General features: G+C 67.3%; 16 protein-coding genes and 1 tRNA gene. 9 read left to right on the top strand and 8 right to left on the bottom strand.

The window, feature by feature from the left end:
- Positions 1-11: 11 nt before the first annotated feature.
- Positions 12-890, bottom strand: coding sequence for a LysR family transcriptional regulator (locus ACH46_RS01365; RefSeq protein ID WP_062391357.1), 879 nt, complete (start codon positions 888-890; stop codon positions 12-14).
- A 92-nt stretch (positions 891-982) separates the two neighbouring features.
- Here ACH46_RS01365 and ACH46_RS01360 point away from each other — a divergent pair, with 92 nt between their 5' ends.
- Complete coding sequence (locus ACH46_RS01360) at positions 983-1987, top strand: bile acid:sodium symporter family protein (protein WP_062391356.1); 1005 nt, start codon at positions 983-985, stop codon at positions 1985-1987.
- Positions 1988-2047: 60 nt separating this feature from the next.
- Here ACH46_RS01360 and ACH46_RS01355 read toward each other — a convergent pair whose 3' ends face one another.
- The 4 genes from ACH46_RS01355 to ACH46_RS01340 all read right to left on the bottom strand — a co-directional run bounded on the left by ACH46_RS01355 (position 2048) and on the right by ACH46_RS01340 (position 6714).
- On the bottom strand, positions 2048-3511 hold the full coding sequence (locus ACH46_RS01355; RefSeq protein WP_062391355.1) for an alanine/glycine:cation symporter family protein: 1464 nt from the start codon (positions 3509-3511) through the stop codon (positions 2048-2050).
- 39 nt (positions 3512-3550) lie between these two features.
- Positions 3551-5548, bottom strand: a complete 1998-nt coding sequence (locus tag ACH46_RS01350; RefSeq protein ID WP_062391354.1) for an ABC transporter ATP-binding protein — start codon at positions 5546-5548, stop codon at positions 3551-3553.
- A 117-nt stretch (positions 5549-5665) separates the two neighbouring features.
- Positions 5666-6346: an MspA family porin gene (locus ACH46_RS01345; RefSeq protein WP_062391353.1), complete on the bottom strand. Its 681-nt coding sequence runs from the start codon at positions 6344-6346 to the stop codon at positions 5666-5668.
- Between the two features lie 283 nt (positions 6347-6629).
- A tRNA-Ser gene (locus tag ACH46_RS01340) sits at positions 6630-6714 on the bottom strand.
- Between the two features lie 80 nt (positions 6715-6794).
- Here ACH46_RS01340 and ACH46_RS01335 point away from each other — a divergent pair.
- Positions 6795-7760, top strand: a complete 966-nt coding sequence (locus ACH46_RS01335; RefSeq protein WP_062391352.1) for an NAD(P)H-quinone oxidoreductase — start codon at positions 6795-6797, stop codon at positions 7758-7760.
- Here the strand turns inward: ACH46_RS01335 and ACH46_RS01330 are convergent.
- Together ACH46_RS01330 and ACH46_RS01325 are read right to left on the bottom strand one after the other, a co-directional pair.
- Complete coding sequence (locus ACH46_RS01330) at positions 7717-8241, bottom strand: MarR family winged helix-turn-helix transcriptional regulator (RefSeq protein WP_226995720.1); 525 nt, start codon at positions 8239-8241, stop codon at positions 7717-7719. The genes ACH46_RS01335 and ACH46_RS01330 overlap by 44 nt on opposite strands.
- A 126-nt stretch (positions 8242-8367) precedes the next feature.
- Entirely contained in the window at positions 8368-9564 is a 1197-nt protein-coding gene (locus ACH46_RS01325; RefSeq protein WP_062391351.1) for an aminotransferase class V-fold PLP-dependent enzyme, read from the bottom strand.
- A 40-nt stretch (positions 9565-9604) separates the two neighbouring features.
- On the opposite strand from ACH46_RS01325, the gene ACH46_RS01320 reads away from it, so the two are divergent.
- From ACH46_RS01320 to ACH46_RS01295, 6 genes are all read left to right on the top strand, one after another.
- Positions 9605-10153 (top strand): bacterial proteasome activator family protein, encoded by a 549-nt coding sequence (locus tag ACH46_RS01320; protein ID WP_062391350.1) that lies wholly within the window; start codon positions 9605-9607, stop codon positions 10151-10153.
- Positions 10154-10175: 22 nt separating this feature from the next.
- Positions 10176-11039: a galactan export ABC transporter permease subunit Wzm/RfbD gene (wzm, locus tag ACH46_RS01315; protein ID WP_062391349.1), complete on the top strand. Its 864-nt coding sequence runs from the start codon at positions 10176-10178 to the stop codon at positions 11037-11039.
- A 9-nt stretch (positions 11040-11048) separates the two neighbouring features.
- Entirely contained in the window at positions 11049-11858 is an 810-nt protein-coding gene (gene wzt, locus ACH46_RS01310) for a galactan export ABC transporter ATP-binding subunit Wzt/RfbE (RefSeq protein ID WP_062391348.1), read from the top strand.
- Between the two features lie 14 nt (positions 11859-11872).
- On the top strand, positions 11873-12787 hold the full coding sequence (gene glfT1 / locus ACH46_RS01305) for a galactofuranosyltransferase GlfT1 (protein WP_062394816.1): 915 nt from the start codon (positions 11873-11875) through the stop codon (positions 12785-12787).
- A gap of 74 nt (positions 12788-12861) precedes the next feature.
- Positions 12862-13740: a TIGR03619 family F420-dependent LLM class oxidoreductase gene (locus tag ACH46_RS01300; RefSeq protein ID WP_062391347.1), complete on the top strand. Its 879-nt coding sequence runs from the start codon at positions 12862-12864 to the stop codon at positions 13738-13740.
- A gap of 63 nt (positions 13741-13803) precedes the next feature.
- Positions 13804-14826, top strand: a complete 1023-nt coding sequence (locus ACH46_RS01295; RefSeq protein ID WP_062391346.1) for a fused (3R)-hydroxyacyl-ACP dehydratase subunits HadA/HadB — start codon at positions 13804-13806, stop codon at positions 14824-14826.
- 86 nt (positions 14827-14912) lie between these two features.
- Here the strand turns inward: ACH46_RS01295 and ACH46_RS01290 are convergent, their stop codons facing one another.
- Positions 14913-15413, bottom strand: coding sequence for a GtrA family protein (locus ACH46_RS01290; RefSeq protein WP_417935288.1), 501 nt, complete (start codon positions 15411-15413; stop codon positions 14913-14915).
- 106 nt (positions 15414-15519) lie between these two features.
- Here ACH46_RS01290 and ACH46_RS01285 point away from each other — a divergent pair, with 106 nt between their 5' ends.
- Positions 15520-16737 (top strand): alpha/beta hydrolase family protein, encoded by a 1218-nt coding sequence (locus tag ACH46_RS01285; RefSeq protein ID WP_062391345.1) that lies wholly within the window; start codon positions 15520-15522, stop codon positions 16735-16737.
- Positions 16738-16748 lie beyond the last annotated feature (11 nt).

The following is a 16748-nucleotide window of genomic DNA, read 5'->3' as shown; positions in this document are numbered from 1 at the left end:
GCACGGGTCGGTCACAACTGGGTGGCGCCGACCTCGCCGTGATCGGCCTGCAGCGCTTCGATCAGCACGCGCGTCGCGGCCGGGACGTGGCTCCCGCGGGTCATCAGCACAAAGGTGATCGGCGGGAGCTGCGGCAAGTCCGTGTCGAGTTCGACGAGACCGTCGGGGATCAGCGAGCCGGCGAACGGCATCAGCCCCAGGCCGCCGAGCGCGGCCGCACGCAGGCCGCTCAGACTGCCCGACGACGCGACCGTCCGGTGCGCGCGACCCGCCGCGACCAGCGCATCGAGGGCGGCGTCGCGCGTCAGGCTCGGTCGCGGATACAGCACGAGCGGGACCGGCTCGTCGGGTCGCAGGGTGAATCCCGGTTCGCCGATCCACACCTGGCGGTCGCGGAAGAGCGACCAGGAGGCGAAGGCGTCGCCTCCGCTGGTGTCGTCGATCCGCATCGCGAGGACCGCGTCGAGTTCCCCGGTTCGCAGCAGTCGGTGCAGGACGACGCTCAACTCCACGGTGAACTCGAGGTCGATGTCCGGGTAGTCGGCGGTGAATCGGCGCAGGAAGTCCGGCAGTCGGGTGAGCGCGAAGTCTTCGGAGACGCCGAAGCGGACGCGACCGCGCGGTCCGGCTTCACCCAGCACCTCCACGGCCTCGTCGGAGAGGTCCAGGATGCGGCGGGCGTAACCGAGAAAGATCTCCCCCGCCGCCGTGAGGCGGACGGTGTGCGTGTCACGGTCCAGGAGCGGCCGCCCCACCGCCGATTCGAGGGCCCGCACATGGCGGCTGACCGCGGATTGGCTCAGACCCAGCCGGCGGGCCGCCGGCGAGAAGCCTAACTGGCCTGCGACGGCGACGAAGGTCCGCAACTGCACGGGATCGAGATCGGCCATGCCCGCCAGCCTAATGGCTATGACAGATCATGCATACAGTCAGCATGGTCTCACTGTTTCCGAATAGGTCTCGCGCTGCGAGCATCGTTCTCATGCGTTTCCGACTGCCGAGCTTCTTGAGCCCGTTCATCTTGCTGTTGATCGCGATCCCCCTGATCGCGACAGCGCTGCCCGCGCGAGGCGGCACGGCCGACGCCCTCGACTACGCGACCATCGCCGCCGTCTGCCTGCTGTTCTTCCTGCACGGTGCCAAGCTCACGCCGTCCGACGCCCGCGAGGGCTTCACCCGCTGGCAGTTTCAACTGGTGGTGCTGGCCTGTACGTTCGTCGTCTTCCCCCTGCTCGGGATCGCGCTCACGCTGCTGCCGGCGTCGATCCTGAGCCCGGTCATGGCGACCGGCTTCCTGTTCCTGGCCATCCTGCCGTCGACGGTGCAGTCGTCGATCGCGTTCACCTCCATCGCCCGCGGCAACGTGGCCCTGGCCGTCAGCTCGGCGTCGATCTCGAACGTCCTCGGCGTCGTCCTGACCCCGCTGCTCGCCGGCGTCCTGCTCGGGTCGTCCGTCCACATCACCCCGAAGTCCCTGCTCGGGATCGTCGGCGAGCTGGTGGTCCCGTTCGTCGCCGGACAGCTGTTGCACAAGCGGATGCGCGGCTTCCTCAAGCGGAACCACCGCGTCGTGTCGATCGTCGACCAGGGGTCCGTGCTGCTCGTCGTCTACGCCGCGTTCAGCATCGGCGTGACGCAGGGACTTTGGACCGTCGTCCCGCCGTCGCAGCTGCTCATGGTGGTCGCGGTGTCGGTGGTCTTGCTGGCGGTCGTGCTCGGCGCGTTCTTCGGGTTGGGCAAGGCGATGCGCCTGCCGCGCGGCGATGCGATCGTCCTGCTGTTCTGCGGATCCAAGAAGAGCCAGGTCTCCGGCCTGCCGATGGCGACCCTGTTGTTCCCGGCCGCCCAGGTCGGCATGTACGTCCTGCCGCTGATGATCTTCCACATCATCCAGCTGCTGGTGTGCGCGGTCCTGGCGAATCGGTACGCGGCGACAGCGCCCGTGGAGCCTCCTGACGAGCCGGTCGCGGCCGTCGCGGCGACCTGACGAGAATCTCGGTTGCCGAGCCGATCTCTGAGATCAGTTCGGCAACCGAGATATTTCCGGCTAGACCGACGCCGGCTCCGACTTCCGCACCGTCTCCGGATCGGTCCCGTCCCAGCACTCCACGCCGGTGAGGCCGGGGATGTCGTCGCGGTGGAACACCGGGTCGATGCCCTTGGCCCGCTGGATCGAGTAGTTGCGCAGCAGTGCGACCGCGACGCCGCCGATCGCGAACAGACCGAGGATGTTGACCGTCGCCATCACCGACGAGAAGACGTCGGCGAGGTTCCAGACCAGCGACACCTTGGCGATGGCGCCGAAGAAGACGAAGCCGACGACGATCACGCGGAACACGTTGAGCACCCAGGTGCGGCCGGTGAAGAAGGCGATGTTGGTCTCGCCGTAGTAGTAGTTGCCGATTACCGAGCTGAACGCGAGGAAGAACAGGATCACGGCCAGCAGCGGGCCCGCGAACGAACCGATGTGGTGTGCGAGGGCGGTCTGCGTGAGCTGCACGCCTTCGATGTCGCTGCCGTAATCGGGGTCGGACAGCAGGATGATGAACGCGGTCGCCGAGCAGACGACGAGGGTGTCGAAGTAGACGCCGAGGGTCTGGACGAGGCCCTGCTTCACCGGGTGCGAGACGGCGGCGGTCGCCGCGGCGTTCGGGGTGGAACCCATGCCGGCTTCGTTGGAGAACAGGCCTCGCCGCGCGCCCTGCATGATCGCGGCCCACACGCCGCCGCCGACGAACTCGCGGAAGCCGAACGCCGATTCGACGATGTCGCGGACCACGCCGGGCAGCTGGGTCAGGTTCGTCACCACGACCACCAGCGCGAGACCGACGTACAGAATCGCCATCAGCGGCACCAGCACCTGGGAGACACCGGAGATGCGGTGGACGCCGCCGAAGATCACCGCGGCGGTGAGGACGGCGAGCACGCCACCGATGACGTAGGGGACCCAGTCACCGTCGACGTCCATGGCGAGGTCGACGGCCGCGGTGATGGAGTTGGACTGCACCGCGTTGAACACGAAGCCGTAGGTGAAGGTGATGGCCAGGGCGAAGAGGAAGGCCATGGCCATGCCGACCTTCTTGTTCTTGATGCCGCGGCTCAGGTAGTAGGCGGGACCTCCGCGGTAGTCGGCGCCGTCGCGCACCTTGTACAGCTGGCCGAGCGTCGATTCGACGAAAGCGGTGGCACCGCCGATGATCGCCAGCATCCACATCCAGAACACCGCGCCGGGACCGCCGATAGTGATCGCCACCGCGACGCCCGCGACGTTGCCGGTCCCCACGCGGGAGGCCGCGGAGATGCAGAAGGCGCGGAACGCCGAGATCTGGGTGCCGCCCGCCTTGCCCTGCGGTGGTCGTTCCTTGATGGCGCGCGCCATATCGGGCGCGAGCCTGATCTGCACGACGACGGTGCGCGCACCCCACCACACGCCGGCGCCCACCAGCAGTGCGATGAGCACGTAGCCGTAGTGGTCGTTGAACCAGATCACAGCGGTGTCGAGGGCGTCCATTCGAAAAGTGTAACGAGAGAACGCCTCTCATTCGGGTGTCTAGTCCGGTTCCAGTGCACGCGGGCGCAGGTACGGCGCGACGAGCGCTGCGATCTCCGCCGGCAGCTCCCCCGGCTCGGGGCAGCGGTCGGCACGACGCGACGGCAGCGGCGGCCGATCGTCGGCGACGGTTCCCTCGATCCGCGCGGCCGCGACCTGCTGCTCGGCGAGTTCCGCGTACAGGCCGTCGCTCGCCATCAACTCTGCGTGCGTCCCCGATTCGACGATCCGGCCGGCGTCGATCACGTAGATCACGTCGGAGTCGACGATCGTGGAGAGTCGGTGCGCGATGGTGATGGTGGTGCGCCCGTGAGCGAGGGTGTCGATCGCCTCCTGCACCACCCGTTCGGACACGGTGTCCAGGGCCGACGTCGCCTCGTCGAGCAGCAGGACCGGCGGGTCCTTGAGCAGGACGCGCGCGATCGCGATGCGTTGCTTCTCGCCGCCGGACAGCCGATAGCCGCGTTCGCCGACCATCGTGTCGTAGCCGTCCTCGAAGCTCTCGATGATGTGGTGGATGTTGGCGGCGGTGCAGGCGCGGATCAGCTCGTCGTCGGTGGCGTCGGGTTTGGCGTAGCGGAGGTTCTCGGCGATCGTCGCGTGGAACAGGTAGGTCTCCTGCGAGACGATCCCGATCTCGTCGATGATCGAATCGGCCGTCAGGGCGCGCACATCGGTGCCGGAGAAGACCACCGCGCCGTCGGTCGCCTCGTACAGCCGCGGGATCAAGTAGAGGATCGTGGACTTGCCCGATCCGGACGGCCCGACCAGCGCCACGTGCTCGCCCTGCCCGACGCGGAGGCTGACGTGGTCGAGGGTCGGTCGTGCCTCCGGTGACGCGTCGGGGAAGCGGAACACGACGTCGTCGAGCCGGATGCTGCCGCGCGGGCCCGGCGCGTCCGCCGCCGAGATCGCGTCGGGTGCGTCCTGGATCGCCGGGACCAGATCCAGGTATTCGAAGATCCGCGCGAACAGTGCGCGGGAGGTCTGCACTTCGAGGGCGACGCGCATCAGCGAGACCAGCGGCTGCAGCAGTCGGGCCTGCACGGTGGTGAACGCGACGATCGCACCGGCGGTGATCCCGGACGTCGCGTCGCCGGTCAGCAGCCATCCGGCGATCAGGTAGATCACCGCGGGCACCGACGACATGAGGACCTGGACGACGGCGAAGAACGTCTGGCCGCTCATCGTCTGCTTCACTTGCAGAGCGATCTGGTTGGCGTTCTCCGCCTGGTAGCGGACCGATTCGGTGCGCTGCCGGTTGAACGACTTGGACAGCAGGATCCCGGAGATGCTCAACGTCTCCTGCGTGATCGCCGTCAGCTCCGACAGCGACTCCTGGGTGCGCGCGGCGATCTTCGCGCGGATCCGACCCACGCGGCGCTGCACCAGGACCAGGATCGGCATGAGGATGACCGACGCGATGGTGAGCCTCCAGTCGATCAGGATCATCGCCACCAACGAGGCGATCACCGTGACCACGTTCCCGAGGATCGACGTGACCGTCGAGGTCAGCACGCCGGAGACGCCGCCGACGTCGTTCTGGAGGCGGGACTGGATGACGCCTGTCTTGGTCCGGGTGAAGAAGCCCAGCTCCATCGCCTGGAGGTGCTCGAACAGACGGACTCGCAGGTCGCCCGTGATCCGGTTTCCGATGGTGGCCGTGAGCCAGGTCTGCACCACGTTGAGCAGGGCGGACGCCAGGTACAACCCGACCATCGCAGCCACCAGCCAGCTCAGCAGTTCCAGGGACGGCTTGCCTCCGGGCGGGAACAGCGCCCTGTCGAAGATCTGCTCGACGAGCAGCGGCGGGATGACGCCGATCGCCGCCGCGACCACCACGATGAGGCAGGTGATGACGATCTGCCACCGGTACGGAGCGAACAGTGAGACGACGCGTTTACCGAGGTCCGTGACGACGGGCGCTTCGGCGTTCTGCCTCCGGATCGCGTCCTCGTCGACGCCGCGCATGCCGCGTCCGCCCATACCCCGAGTCATGGTCGGAGCCTACCGGGGATGAGGACTCCGCGGACTGATCGAAAATCTCGGCCCCCGAATCCGTCTGGGAGAAGGATTCGGGGGCCGAGATTTTGCAAGTTACGCAGGCAGTGCTGCTTAGATGCGGCTGACGGGCCCGCGGTCGTAGTAGACGTAGACGCCGGTGTCAGTGGTGACCGAGATCTTCGCGAACGGGCGGACGCTGATCGGTCCGACGGCGTTCGAGATGTTCAGTTCGACGCCCGACAGGACGACGTCGGCGACCGGCTTGGTCAGGGCGATCTCAGCGAGAGTGATCGTGGTGATCTTGCCCGCGCCGACCTCGAATTCCAGGTCTGCAGACGGGATCACGGTGGCCTCGGCGCCGAGTTCGGCACCGACCTCACCGGGCTTGAGGCCGCCGCCGGTGCCGTCGACACTGACCTCAGGTGCGAACTTGGCGTTCACTCCGCCGGTCAGCTTGAGCTCCGGCGTGTGCGCGGTGATCTTGACGCCCTGCGGCGCCACCGACACCGGGTAGCCGATCTGGTAGCCGACCTCGACGGTCGCGCGGACCTTCTTGCCCTTGATGCCCTTGAGTGCGGCGTGCACATCCGACGAGAGGTAGGCCTCGCCGGAGAACGGCGAACCGTCCAGCGGCGCAACCTTCTTGGCCGTCAGCTTGGATGCGTTGAGCGTGATGTTCACGCCCTCGCGAGTCTGGTAGGTGCGGGCGTCGCTGACGCCGGCGGTGATGGATGCCAGGGCGGTGAGCGCAGCGAACGCGACCGCCAGGGCCAGGATGATTCTTCTTCTCATGATGTCCCCCGAGACATGTAGGTGAGAGTGAACAACGACCGTTGTGTCGTCGGAATGAACGCTAGGGACGCTGCAGCGTCGCGCCAAAGGAGAATCCGCCGGATCCGCCGTCTGTGCTGGTCAGCAGCGTGAAATATTTCTCCGGACCGGAGAAGATCAGGTACCACACACCTCTACGATTGCGCAGCGGAATCGCGAAATCGATGTCCTGGAGCGCGAATAGCGGGACAGAACGCAGAAGGAGCGGTTCCCGATCTCTCGGAAACCGCCCCTGCATCCACTGCGGAAGCGGAGGGATTTGAACCCCCGGTGGTTTCACCCACGCTCGCTTTCAAGGCGAGTGCATTCGGCCGCTCTGCCACGCTTCCCTGGCGCCCCAGGTTAGCGTATCGGCCGTACGGTTCCGCGCCCCTGCCCCGCGAGTGCGATTCCTGCCAGACTGGGAGACATGCGTGCCGTGGATGGATCCGAACCGCTCGTCGCCTCCGACGTTCCTGAACCCGTGCCGTCGCCGGGTGAGGTGATCATCGACGTCGCCGCGGCGGGCGTCAATCGCGCCGACATCCTGCAGCGAGCGGGCAACTACCCGCCGCCGCCGGGAGCGTCGAGCATTCTGGGTCTGGAGGTGTCCGGCACGGTGAGCGCGCTGGGCGACGGCGTGACCGGTTGGGCGATCGGCGATCAGGTCTGCGCACTGCTCGCGGGCGGCGGCTACGCAGAGAAGGTGGCGGTGCCGTCGGAGCAGGTGATGCCGGTGCCGCGCGGCGTGGATCTGGTGTCGGCGGCAGCGTTGCCGGAGGTGGCGTGCACCGTGATGTCGAACGTGGTGATGACCGGCCGACTGGCTCCGGGCGAACTGTTCCTGGTGCACGGCGGCAGCAGCGGCATCGGGACGCACGCGATCCAGGTGGCGCGCGCCCTCGGCTGCCGTGTCGCGACCACCGCGCGAAATGCCGAGAAGCTGGCCCGGACAAAGGAGTTGGGCGCCGACATCCTGATCGACTACACGTCCGACGACTTCACCACGCGCGTCAAGGCCGAGGGCGGTGCCGACGTCATCCTCGACATCATGGGCGCCAAGTATCTGGCGGCGAATGTCGCGGCGCTCGCGACCAACGGCCGACTCGTCATCATCGGCATGCAGGGCGGGGTGAAGGCGGAGTTGAACATCGGAGCGCTGATGGCCAAGCGCGCATCGGTCATCGGCACCACACTCCGGTCGCGGCCGACCACCGGCGGCCCCGATTCGAAGGCCGCGGTGATCACCGAGACGGTGGCGCGGACGTGGCCGCTGATCGAGTCCGGGGACATCGTGCCGGTGATCGACTCCACCTTCCCGCTCGCCGACGTCGAGGCCGCGCACACACGGCTCACCTCGGGCGATGCGATCGGGAAGGTACTGCTGACGCTCTGAGTCGGGAGCTGGACCGTGCTTGTCCCTCGTCTTCGGCGATCCGTCGACCGAGAGTGCCGAACAGACCGCAGAGCTGCTCGAACTCGTCGGGGCTGAGTCGGTCGATGATGAGACGGCGCACGGCGCGATCGCGCGCTTCGAGGATCGGCGCGACCTCTGCGCGCCCCAGATCGGTGATCCGAACCCACTTCTGCCGCGTGTCGTCGCCCTCGGCGTCGACTCGCTCCACGACACCGCGATCCATGAACCGGCTGACCTGCCGCGACACCGTGCTGAGGCCGATCTGCGTGGCCTCGGCGAGATCGCTGATCCGCATCCGCGGTGCGTACGACAGAACTTCCAGGAGCCGCCAGTCCGCGGACGACTGGTCGATCTCGCGGAAGACCGCGCGATACAGCACCCATCCGCCGCCGACGAACTCGTGCCACAGCTCTCGTTCGCGACCGTTCAGCACCCCCGCAGCATCGTCGTGATCACCCACCCCACCGCTCGACGACACCGCTCCCCCTCAGTTCAAAAAATTCTGATACCGCTGATCAGACATTATCGGTCAGGGACCTGTTCTCCGAATCCACGGACACCGCCGTCCCGCTGCGACGGGTGTCCATCAACCGAAGGAACCGAGGACGCGAACCAGTTGGTCGACCTCGTACGGCGTCGAGTACGCAGACAGTCCGACCGTCACCGCGCCGCCGATCTCGTCGACGCCGATCGCCGTCAACGCGCGGCTCGGAATCGCCGCCAGCGCAGCGATTCCGTTGTCGCCCAATCGGGTACAGACGTCGACGGCGGAGACCCCGTGGACCACGAAGCTGACGACCGGGACCCTGTGAACCTCGGGACCGACCACGCTGACGTTCGACAGGTGGGTCAGGGAGTTGACCAGATAGAAGAGGAGCCGGTGCACATACTCATAGGTGGCGTCCATCGACGCGACGATCCGCTCCCGACGGGTGCCGACGGCCGACGAGTCGAGTCGCGACAGATACTCCACCGACGCGATCAGCCCGGACAGGAGTGCGCTGGGCACCGGCTCCCGCTCCAGCCGCGCCGGGCCGGTGGTCGACGGATCCATCGAGATCCGCTCCAACGACGTCACCCGCGCCGGATCGGCGAAGACCATCGCGGCGACGCCGGGGCCGCCCCAGCGCTCCGCGCTGACCATGACGGCGTCGGCGCCGAGTTCGGACATCGACAGCGGGACATAGGGTGCGGCGGTCGATGCGTCGACGAGCAGGTGGGCGCCGGTCGCCCGGGCGTGGCCTGCGATGGGACCGATGTCGGTGATGGCGCCGGTGACCGACGACGCGAGGGTCACCGCGAGGAGCGACGTGTGCTCATCGACCACCTCGGCGAACTGCCACGCGGGGAGCGAACCGTCCTCGATGTCGATCTCGGCCCAGCGGACCTGAGATCCGTAGCGGGCGGCGCCGGCGACGGCGGGCCGCAGCACGGCTTCGTCGTCGGACCGCGACAGCACGATGTTCCGACCGCGCCACGCGGACAGCGGCAGCGCGTCGACCAGCGCCGACATCAGCGCGGCGCGCGAGGAGCCGAGAACCACACCGGCGGGGTCTGCACCGAGCAGGTCGGCGACGGCCGCCCGCGCGTCGTCGACCACGCCCGCGGCCGCACGGGCCTGCGGACTGTGTCGCCCGGCGGCGACCGGATACGACCGGAAGCCCCGCGACACCGCCGACGCGACCGAATCGGGAATCTGCATGCCGGCCTGCGGGTCGAAGTAGATCCAGCCGTCTCCCAATGCTGGGAAGAGCCCCCGAACAGAGGCGATGTCGAACGGCATGGGCACAACGATACTGGCCGAGTAAGTGCACAATGGTCACATGCACCCCGCCATGTTCGGCTCGGCCACGCCGGGCGACCCCGGTAACCCTTCGGACCCCTCGTTCGGTCAGCCCGCTGACGGTTCGATCATCCTGCCCGGCACCCCGGGCGAGGAGGGCGCGGAGCATCCGCACGACGTCGCGGGAATGGTGGAGCAGCCGGCGAAGGTGATGCGCATCGGCACCATGATCAAGCAGCTGCTGGAAGAGGTCCGGGCGGCACCTCTGGACGATGCGAGCCGCAACCGACTCGCCGACATCCATCGCACGTCGATCTCGGAGTTGGAGGAGGGCCTGGCACCGGAGCTGCGCGAGGAACTCGATCGACTCGCGCTGCCGTTCTCCGACGACGCCACGCCGTCCGACGCGGAACTGCGGATCGCTCAGGCCCAGCTCGTCGGCTGGCTCGAGGGCCTGTTCCACGGAATCCAGACCGCGCTCTTCGCCCAGCAGATGGCCGCGCGGAACCAGTTGGAGCAGATGCGTCAGGGCGCGCTGCCGCCGGGAGCTTCGCCACAGGACGGGCACAGCACGGGCCAGTACCTCTGAACCGCTTGTATGCTGTGGCGTTGTGTCAGCCGTAGTCAATGACGGCGGAATCCCGCCCGCACCGCCCACCTCGGACTCGAAGACCTTCGCCCGGGGCTTCAAGGATCTCGCCGACGGGTTCCGCAACCGTGAACTGTGGTTGCACCTCGGGTGGACCGACATCAAGCAGCGCTACAAGCGCTCGGTTCTCGGCCCGCTGTGGATCACCATCGCCACCGGCGTCACCGCCGTCGCGATGGGCATCCTGTACGGCGCGCTGTTCCACATGGACATCGAGTACTTCCTGCCGTACGTGACCCTGGGCTTCATCTTCTGGGGCTTCATCGAGACGACGATCCTCGACGGCTCGGTGGTCTTCTCCACCAACGAGGGGCTGATCAAACAGTTGCCCGCGCCGGTGAGCATCCACGTGTACCGCAACGTGTGGCGCAGCCTGATCATCTTCGCGCACAACGTGGTGATCTACGTGATCATCTTCGCGGTGTTCCGACCCCCGCTCGATTGGTCGGTGCTGCTGGTGATCCCCGCGATGGGCCTGTACATCCTCAACGCGGTGTGGGTGACGATCGTCTTCGGCATCATGTCGACGCGCTTCCGCGACATCGGCCAGCTGCTGTCGACCATGATCCGCCTGGTCTTCTTCATGACGCCGATCATCTGGACCACCAAGTCGCTGACCGACATCAGCGGCGGCGTGTCCGACCGCGCGAAGCTGGCCCAGCTGAACCCGATGTACCACTACCTGGAGATCGCCCGCGCACCGCTGATGGGCGAGCCCGTCGCCCTGCATCACTGGATCATCGTCATCGGCTGCACCGCCCTCGGCTGGCTGGCCGCGATGTTCGTGATGCGCAACTTCCGCTCGCGCGTGCCGTACTGGGTCTAGAGGGAGAACATGACCAAATCAACCGACATCCGTGTCGACACGTGGGATGCGGGCATCGACTTCCCGATCTTCGACGCCAAGACGCGCTCGCTGAAGAAGGCCGTCCTGGGTGCGGCGGGCGGCGTCATCGGCGCCAACAGTTCGAAGACCGTCGTCGTCGAAGCGCTCCGCGACATCAACCTGCACCTGGAGCACGGCGCGCGCGTCGGCCTCGTCGGACACAACGGCGCGGGCAAGTCGACGCTGCTGCGCCTCCTCGCGGGCATCTATGAGCCGACGCAGGGATCGTGCCGCGTCAAGGGCCGCGTGGCCCCGGTCTTCGACCTCGGCGTCGGCATGGACCCGGAGATCTCCGGATACGAGAACATCGTCATCCGCGGCATGTTCCTCGGCATGAGCAAGCGCGAGATGCTGAAGAAGACCGACGAGATCGCCGAGTTCTCCGAGTTGGGCGACTACCTCAACATGCCGCTGCGCACCTATTCGACGGGCATGCGCGTGCGCCTGGCCTTGGGCGTCGTCACCTCGATCGACCCGGAGATCCTGATCCTCGACGAGGGCATCGGCGCCGTCGACGCCGAGTTCATGAAGAAGGCCCGCACCCGCCTGCAGGCGTTGGTGGAGCGCTCCGGAATCCTGGTCTTCGCCAGCCACTCCAACGAGTTCCTGGCCCAGCTGTGCGACCGCGCGCTGTGGATCGACCACGGGAAGGTGCGGATGGACGGCGGCATCGAAGAAGTGGTCGGCGCGTACGAGGGCCCCGAAGCAGCCCAGAGCGTCCGCAAGGTGCTCGCCGAACTCGAGGCGGACAAGGCGTGACGGAAGAGCAGGGCATGAGCGGTCGGCGGATCGTCGGCGTCGTCGTCACGCACAAGCGGCGCGAACTGCTCGCCGAGTCGCTGAAGGTCCTGTCGAATCAGGACCGTCCGCTCGATCACCTGATCGTCGTCGACAACGCCGCCGAACCCGAGGTCGGCGAGCTGGTCGCGAACCAGCCGATCCCCACGACCTATCTGCCGTCGCAGCACAACCTCGGCGGCGCGGGCGGGTTCGCGCTCGGCATGCTTCACGCCCTGGCACTGGGCGCCGACTGGGTGTGGTGCGCCGACGACGACGGCCGACCGGAGGGACCGCAGGTCCTGTCCACGCTGCTGGCGTGTGCCGACCACCACGGACTCGGACAGGTGTCCCCCGTCGTGGTGAACATCGCCTCCCCCGACGACCTCGCGTTCCCCCTGCGACGCGGCCTGGTCTGGCGGCGTAAGCGATCGGAGCTGTTCGCCGACGACGAGGCTCAGGGCGCGGACAACGATCTGCTGCCCGGCATCGCGTCGCTGATGAACGGTGCACTGTTCTCCTCGGAGACGATCGACGCGATCGGCGTCCCCGACCTGCGCCTGTTCTTCCGCGGCGACGAGGTGGAGATGCACCGTCGCCTCGTCCGATCCGGCATCGGCTTCGGCACCTGCCTGACCACGGCGTACCTGCACCCGGACGGGACGGACGAGTTCCGCCCGATCCTCGGCGGCCGCATGCACACCCAGTACCCGGACAACGAGGTGAAGCGCTTCTTCACCTACCGCAACCGCGGCTACCTGATGAGCCAGCCCGGCATGCGCAAGCTCCTCCCCCAGGAGTACGCGCGGTTCGGCTGGTACTTCCTGGTGCAGCAGCGCGACGCCGCAGGCTTCCGCGAGTGGATGCGTCTGCGCAAGCTGGGCCGCTCGGAGCGCTTCGAGCGACCGTAGGGGCCGTAGCGGTCTCGTGCCACGCCGTACGGTTTCGCGTGACGTTTTCTAGAACGTGTTCTAGTGTTGCCCTCATGCGATTCACCTTCGCCGAAGCGATGACCGACTTCACCTACTACCCCGCGCTGGCACAGGCCGCCGAGGCGTCCGGGTTCGCCGGGATGACGATCCCCGACTCCCTGGCCTATCCGGAGGAGTCCGACTCGGTGTACCCGTACACCCCCGACGGTCGCCGCGAGTTCCTGGAGGACAAGGACTTCATCGAGACCTTCATCCAGGCCGCCGCCCTCGGTGCGGTGACCACCACCCTCCGCTTCCTGCCGTTCGTCCTGAAGCTCCCCGTCCGACCGCCGGCCCTGGTCGCCAAGCAGGCCGCGTCGGTGGCCTGTCTGACCGGAGGCCGTCTCGCCCTCGGCGTCGGGACCAGCCCGTGGCGCGAGGACTACGACATCATGGGCGTCGACTACGCGCGACGCGGCAAGCGGATGAACGAGTGCATGGACATCATCCGCGGCCTCACGTCGCCGGGCTACTTCGAGTTCCACGGCGAGTTCTACGACATCCCGAAGATCAAGATGAGCCCGACGCCGTCGGAACCGATCCCCCTGCTGGTCGGCGGCCACGCGGACGCTGCACTGAAGCGCGCCGTGCAACGCGGCGACGGCTGGATGCACGGCGGCGGCGCCCCCGAAGAGCTGGATGCCCTACTCGACAAGCTGGCGGCGATCCGCAAGGCTGAGGGCAAGGAGAACGACCCGTTCGAGATCCACGTGATCTCGATGGACGCCTACACCGTCGACGGCTGCAAGCGCCTTGAGGACAAGGGCATCACCGACGTGATCGTCGGCTTCCGCCTGCCGTACATCCTCGGGAAGGACACGGAGCCCGTCGAGACGAAGATCACGAATATCGAGCGCTTCGGGGAGCATGTGATCTCGAAAGTCAACGGGTGAGGATTTCCCATCGGGAAACGGCCCGTTAAATATGCTCCATCGCACGTCAGGTACGTTGACTGAATGACCAGCGGTGAAATGACTCGCGCAGACGAGATCTCTGCGATGGTCGGCGAAGTCTTCACGACCGCCGACTACTACGAAGTGGGACGCGAGAAGGTTCGCGAGTTCGCGCGTGCCCTGCATGACGACAACCCGTTCCACTGGGACGAGGAGAAGTCGCGCGCGGGCGGCCACGACGCTCTGCTGGCTCCGCTGACGATGGTCGCGATCATGGGCACCAAGTCGCAGGCCCAACTGCTGGAGGACCACATCCCCGGCAACCTGTTGAAGTCCGGTGTGTTGCAGGTGGATCAGAGCTTCACCTTCCACAAGCCGATCAAGGCAGGCGACAAGCTGTACTGCGACGTCAACCTCGAGACGTACCGCACCGTCGCCGGCGCCGACCTGTTCACGGTGAAGACCCTGGTCCGCGAGGTGAACCGCGGCGTCCTGCAGGAGTCGTGGACATCCCTCGCCGGTCCGGGCGAGGACGCGGGCCGCCTCCCCGACGACTTCGACGAGATCGTCGACCAGGTCATCTTCAGCGGTGCCGACAGCCACGTGGACCCGCTGGTGCCGTCGTCGCGCGCCGAGATCCCCGTACGCGAGGACCGACCGTGGACGACGATCCCGTTCGACGAGCTCAGCGAGGGCATGTCCCTGCCGACCCGGCAGCAGCGTTTCACCCGCGGCGATGTCATCAACTACATCGGCGTCTCCGGCGACCCGAACCCGATCCACCACAGCGATGCTGTCGCGAAGGCGGCCGGCCTGGACACCGTGGTCGCGCAGGCCATGCTGACCCTCGGCACCGCATCCGGGTACCTGACGTCGTTCGTCGGCGACCCCGCCGCGTTCCTCGACATGAGCGCCCGCTTCACCAGCCCCGTGTACATCCCGGCCGACGCGCCCGCCGTCGTCGAGTACACGGCCAAGGTCAAGTCGCTGAACCCGGAGAACAAGACCGCGATGATCACCTTCGGCGCGTCGCTGAACGGCAAGCGCGTCTTCGGCCGCTGCACCGCGACCGTCCAGTTCTCGTAACGCTTCTCGCACAGACCCTTACGCCGTACTTCTGGCCCAGCATGTGGGTCAGAAGTACGGCGTAAGCGTTTTCAGGCGGCGGTCACTTACCGGATCTTGAAGATCACCGCGCGCTGCACGACGAAGTTGATGACGGTCGCGACGCCCTGCGCGATGCAGAACGCCAGGACGATGGCGATGAACGCGGTGCCCCACGTGTGCATCAGCCAGTTGTAGAGGCCGATGTTGACGAAGAAGGTGATCGCGTACAGGACGACGACGGCGATGAAGCGCGCCGTGCTGGGCTCGGCGCGGAACGTCCAGCGCCGGTTCAGCAGATACGCGATGGTGGTGCCGAGGATGAAACCCGCGGCCTTCGCCATCCAGAACGGTGCACCGAAGACCTCCTGAAGGAGGAAGGTGAGCCCGAAGTCGAAGATCGCCGAGAATCCGCCGGTCAGGATGAACCGCGTGACCTGGGTCTTCAGGTCGACGTCGGTCGAAGCCTCCTCGTCGTCGAGCGGCAGTTCCAACGGCATCGGAGCGTGACGCGTCCGGAAGTCCTCGTGCTCGGGATGGTCGCCGGGGTGCGCGGGATCGGCGTTCACAGGCTTGTCTGACACCGTGCCAGCGTAACCGGTACGCGGTGCAAGACCTGTGCCGTCGATCGCCGATGCGTCCCGAAACACAGGTCCGGTGCCCTAGCCTTCGCTTATGCGTCGTACCTGGAATCTGCGTCTGAAGCGTTCCCTGGCCGCCGTCGCCGTTGCTGCGACGGCCGCCGGGCTGGTGAGCGCGACCGCACCCGTCGCCCACGCCGACGAGGCGACCGCGGCACCGGTGTGGTCGGGGCTGGACACCCGGAACTACAGCGGCCCGATCGGCGCGCCGGGCACCCTGCTCGCGAAGACTCCACTCGACCGGTCGATCTCCCTGCCGCGGGCCGGCAGCGCCTACCGGATCCTGTACGCGACCACCGACGTCCACGGGAAGCCCGCCGTCAGTACCGGCGCGATCTTCCTGCCCAAGCGTCCCGCCCCGAAGACCGGTCACAAGGTGATCGCGTGGGCGCACGGCACGACGGGCCTCGGCGACGACTGCACACCGTCGGCCCTCCCCCGCAGCGACCGCGACATGGCCTACCTCGATCACTGGCTCGATCAGGGCTACGCGATCGTCGCCACCGACTACGCGGGCCTCGGCACGCCCGGCCTGATGAGTTACCTCAGCAGCAGGGTGGCCGCGCACTCGATCGTCGACTCGGTGAAGGCCGCGTCGCACACCGGCCTGCCGCTGTCAAAGCGATGGGCGATCGTCGGACAGTCGCAGGGCGCCGGCGCCGCGCTGAACGGCGCCCGCTGGGCCACCGCCCTCTCGAAGGGCTCCGGCCTCGACTACCGCGGCGTGGTCGCGACCGGCACCCCCGCCAACATCGAGCACATCGTGTGGCAGGCCGGCCCGGCCTTCCCGCCTGTCGCCCTGCCGACCGGACTCAACGTGTACGCGTCGTACATCTGGGCCGGCTTCTCCGACGCCCGCCCGGACCTCAAGCCGACGTCGATCCTCACCGCCGAGGGACGTCGCGTCCTGAAGCAGGCACAGGTTCGCTGCTACGCCGAGATGCGCACAGTGGTCGATGGCGACAAGATCAGTTCCTGGTTCGCCAAGCCCGTCACGTCGATCCCCGGCGTCCAGCGGGCACTGGTCGAGTACATGAGCACCCCGTACAGCGGCTACGACCGCCCCATCTTCCTCGGCCAGGGCCTCAAGGACATGGACGTCCCCGCGCCGTCGGCACTGTCCCTGTACGCGCAGATGCGGGCCGCGGGACAGCCGGTGGAGCTGCACGTCTACCCGACACAGGACCACTCCGGGACAGTGCTGGCCTCGATGAAGGACTCGACGCCGTTCCTGGCGCGCATCATGCGGTGAGCGCGCCTGGG

The sequence above is a fragment of the Gordonia phthalatica genome, from assembly GCF_001305675.1.
GTDB classification, from domain to species: domain Bacteria; phylum Actinomycetota; class Actinomycetes; order Mycobacteriales; family Mycobacteriaceae; genus Gordonia; species Gordonia phthalatica.
The sequence above is the reverse complement of the archived record's forward strand: the minus strand, read 5'-3'. Positions and strand labels throughout refer to the sequence as shown.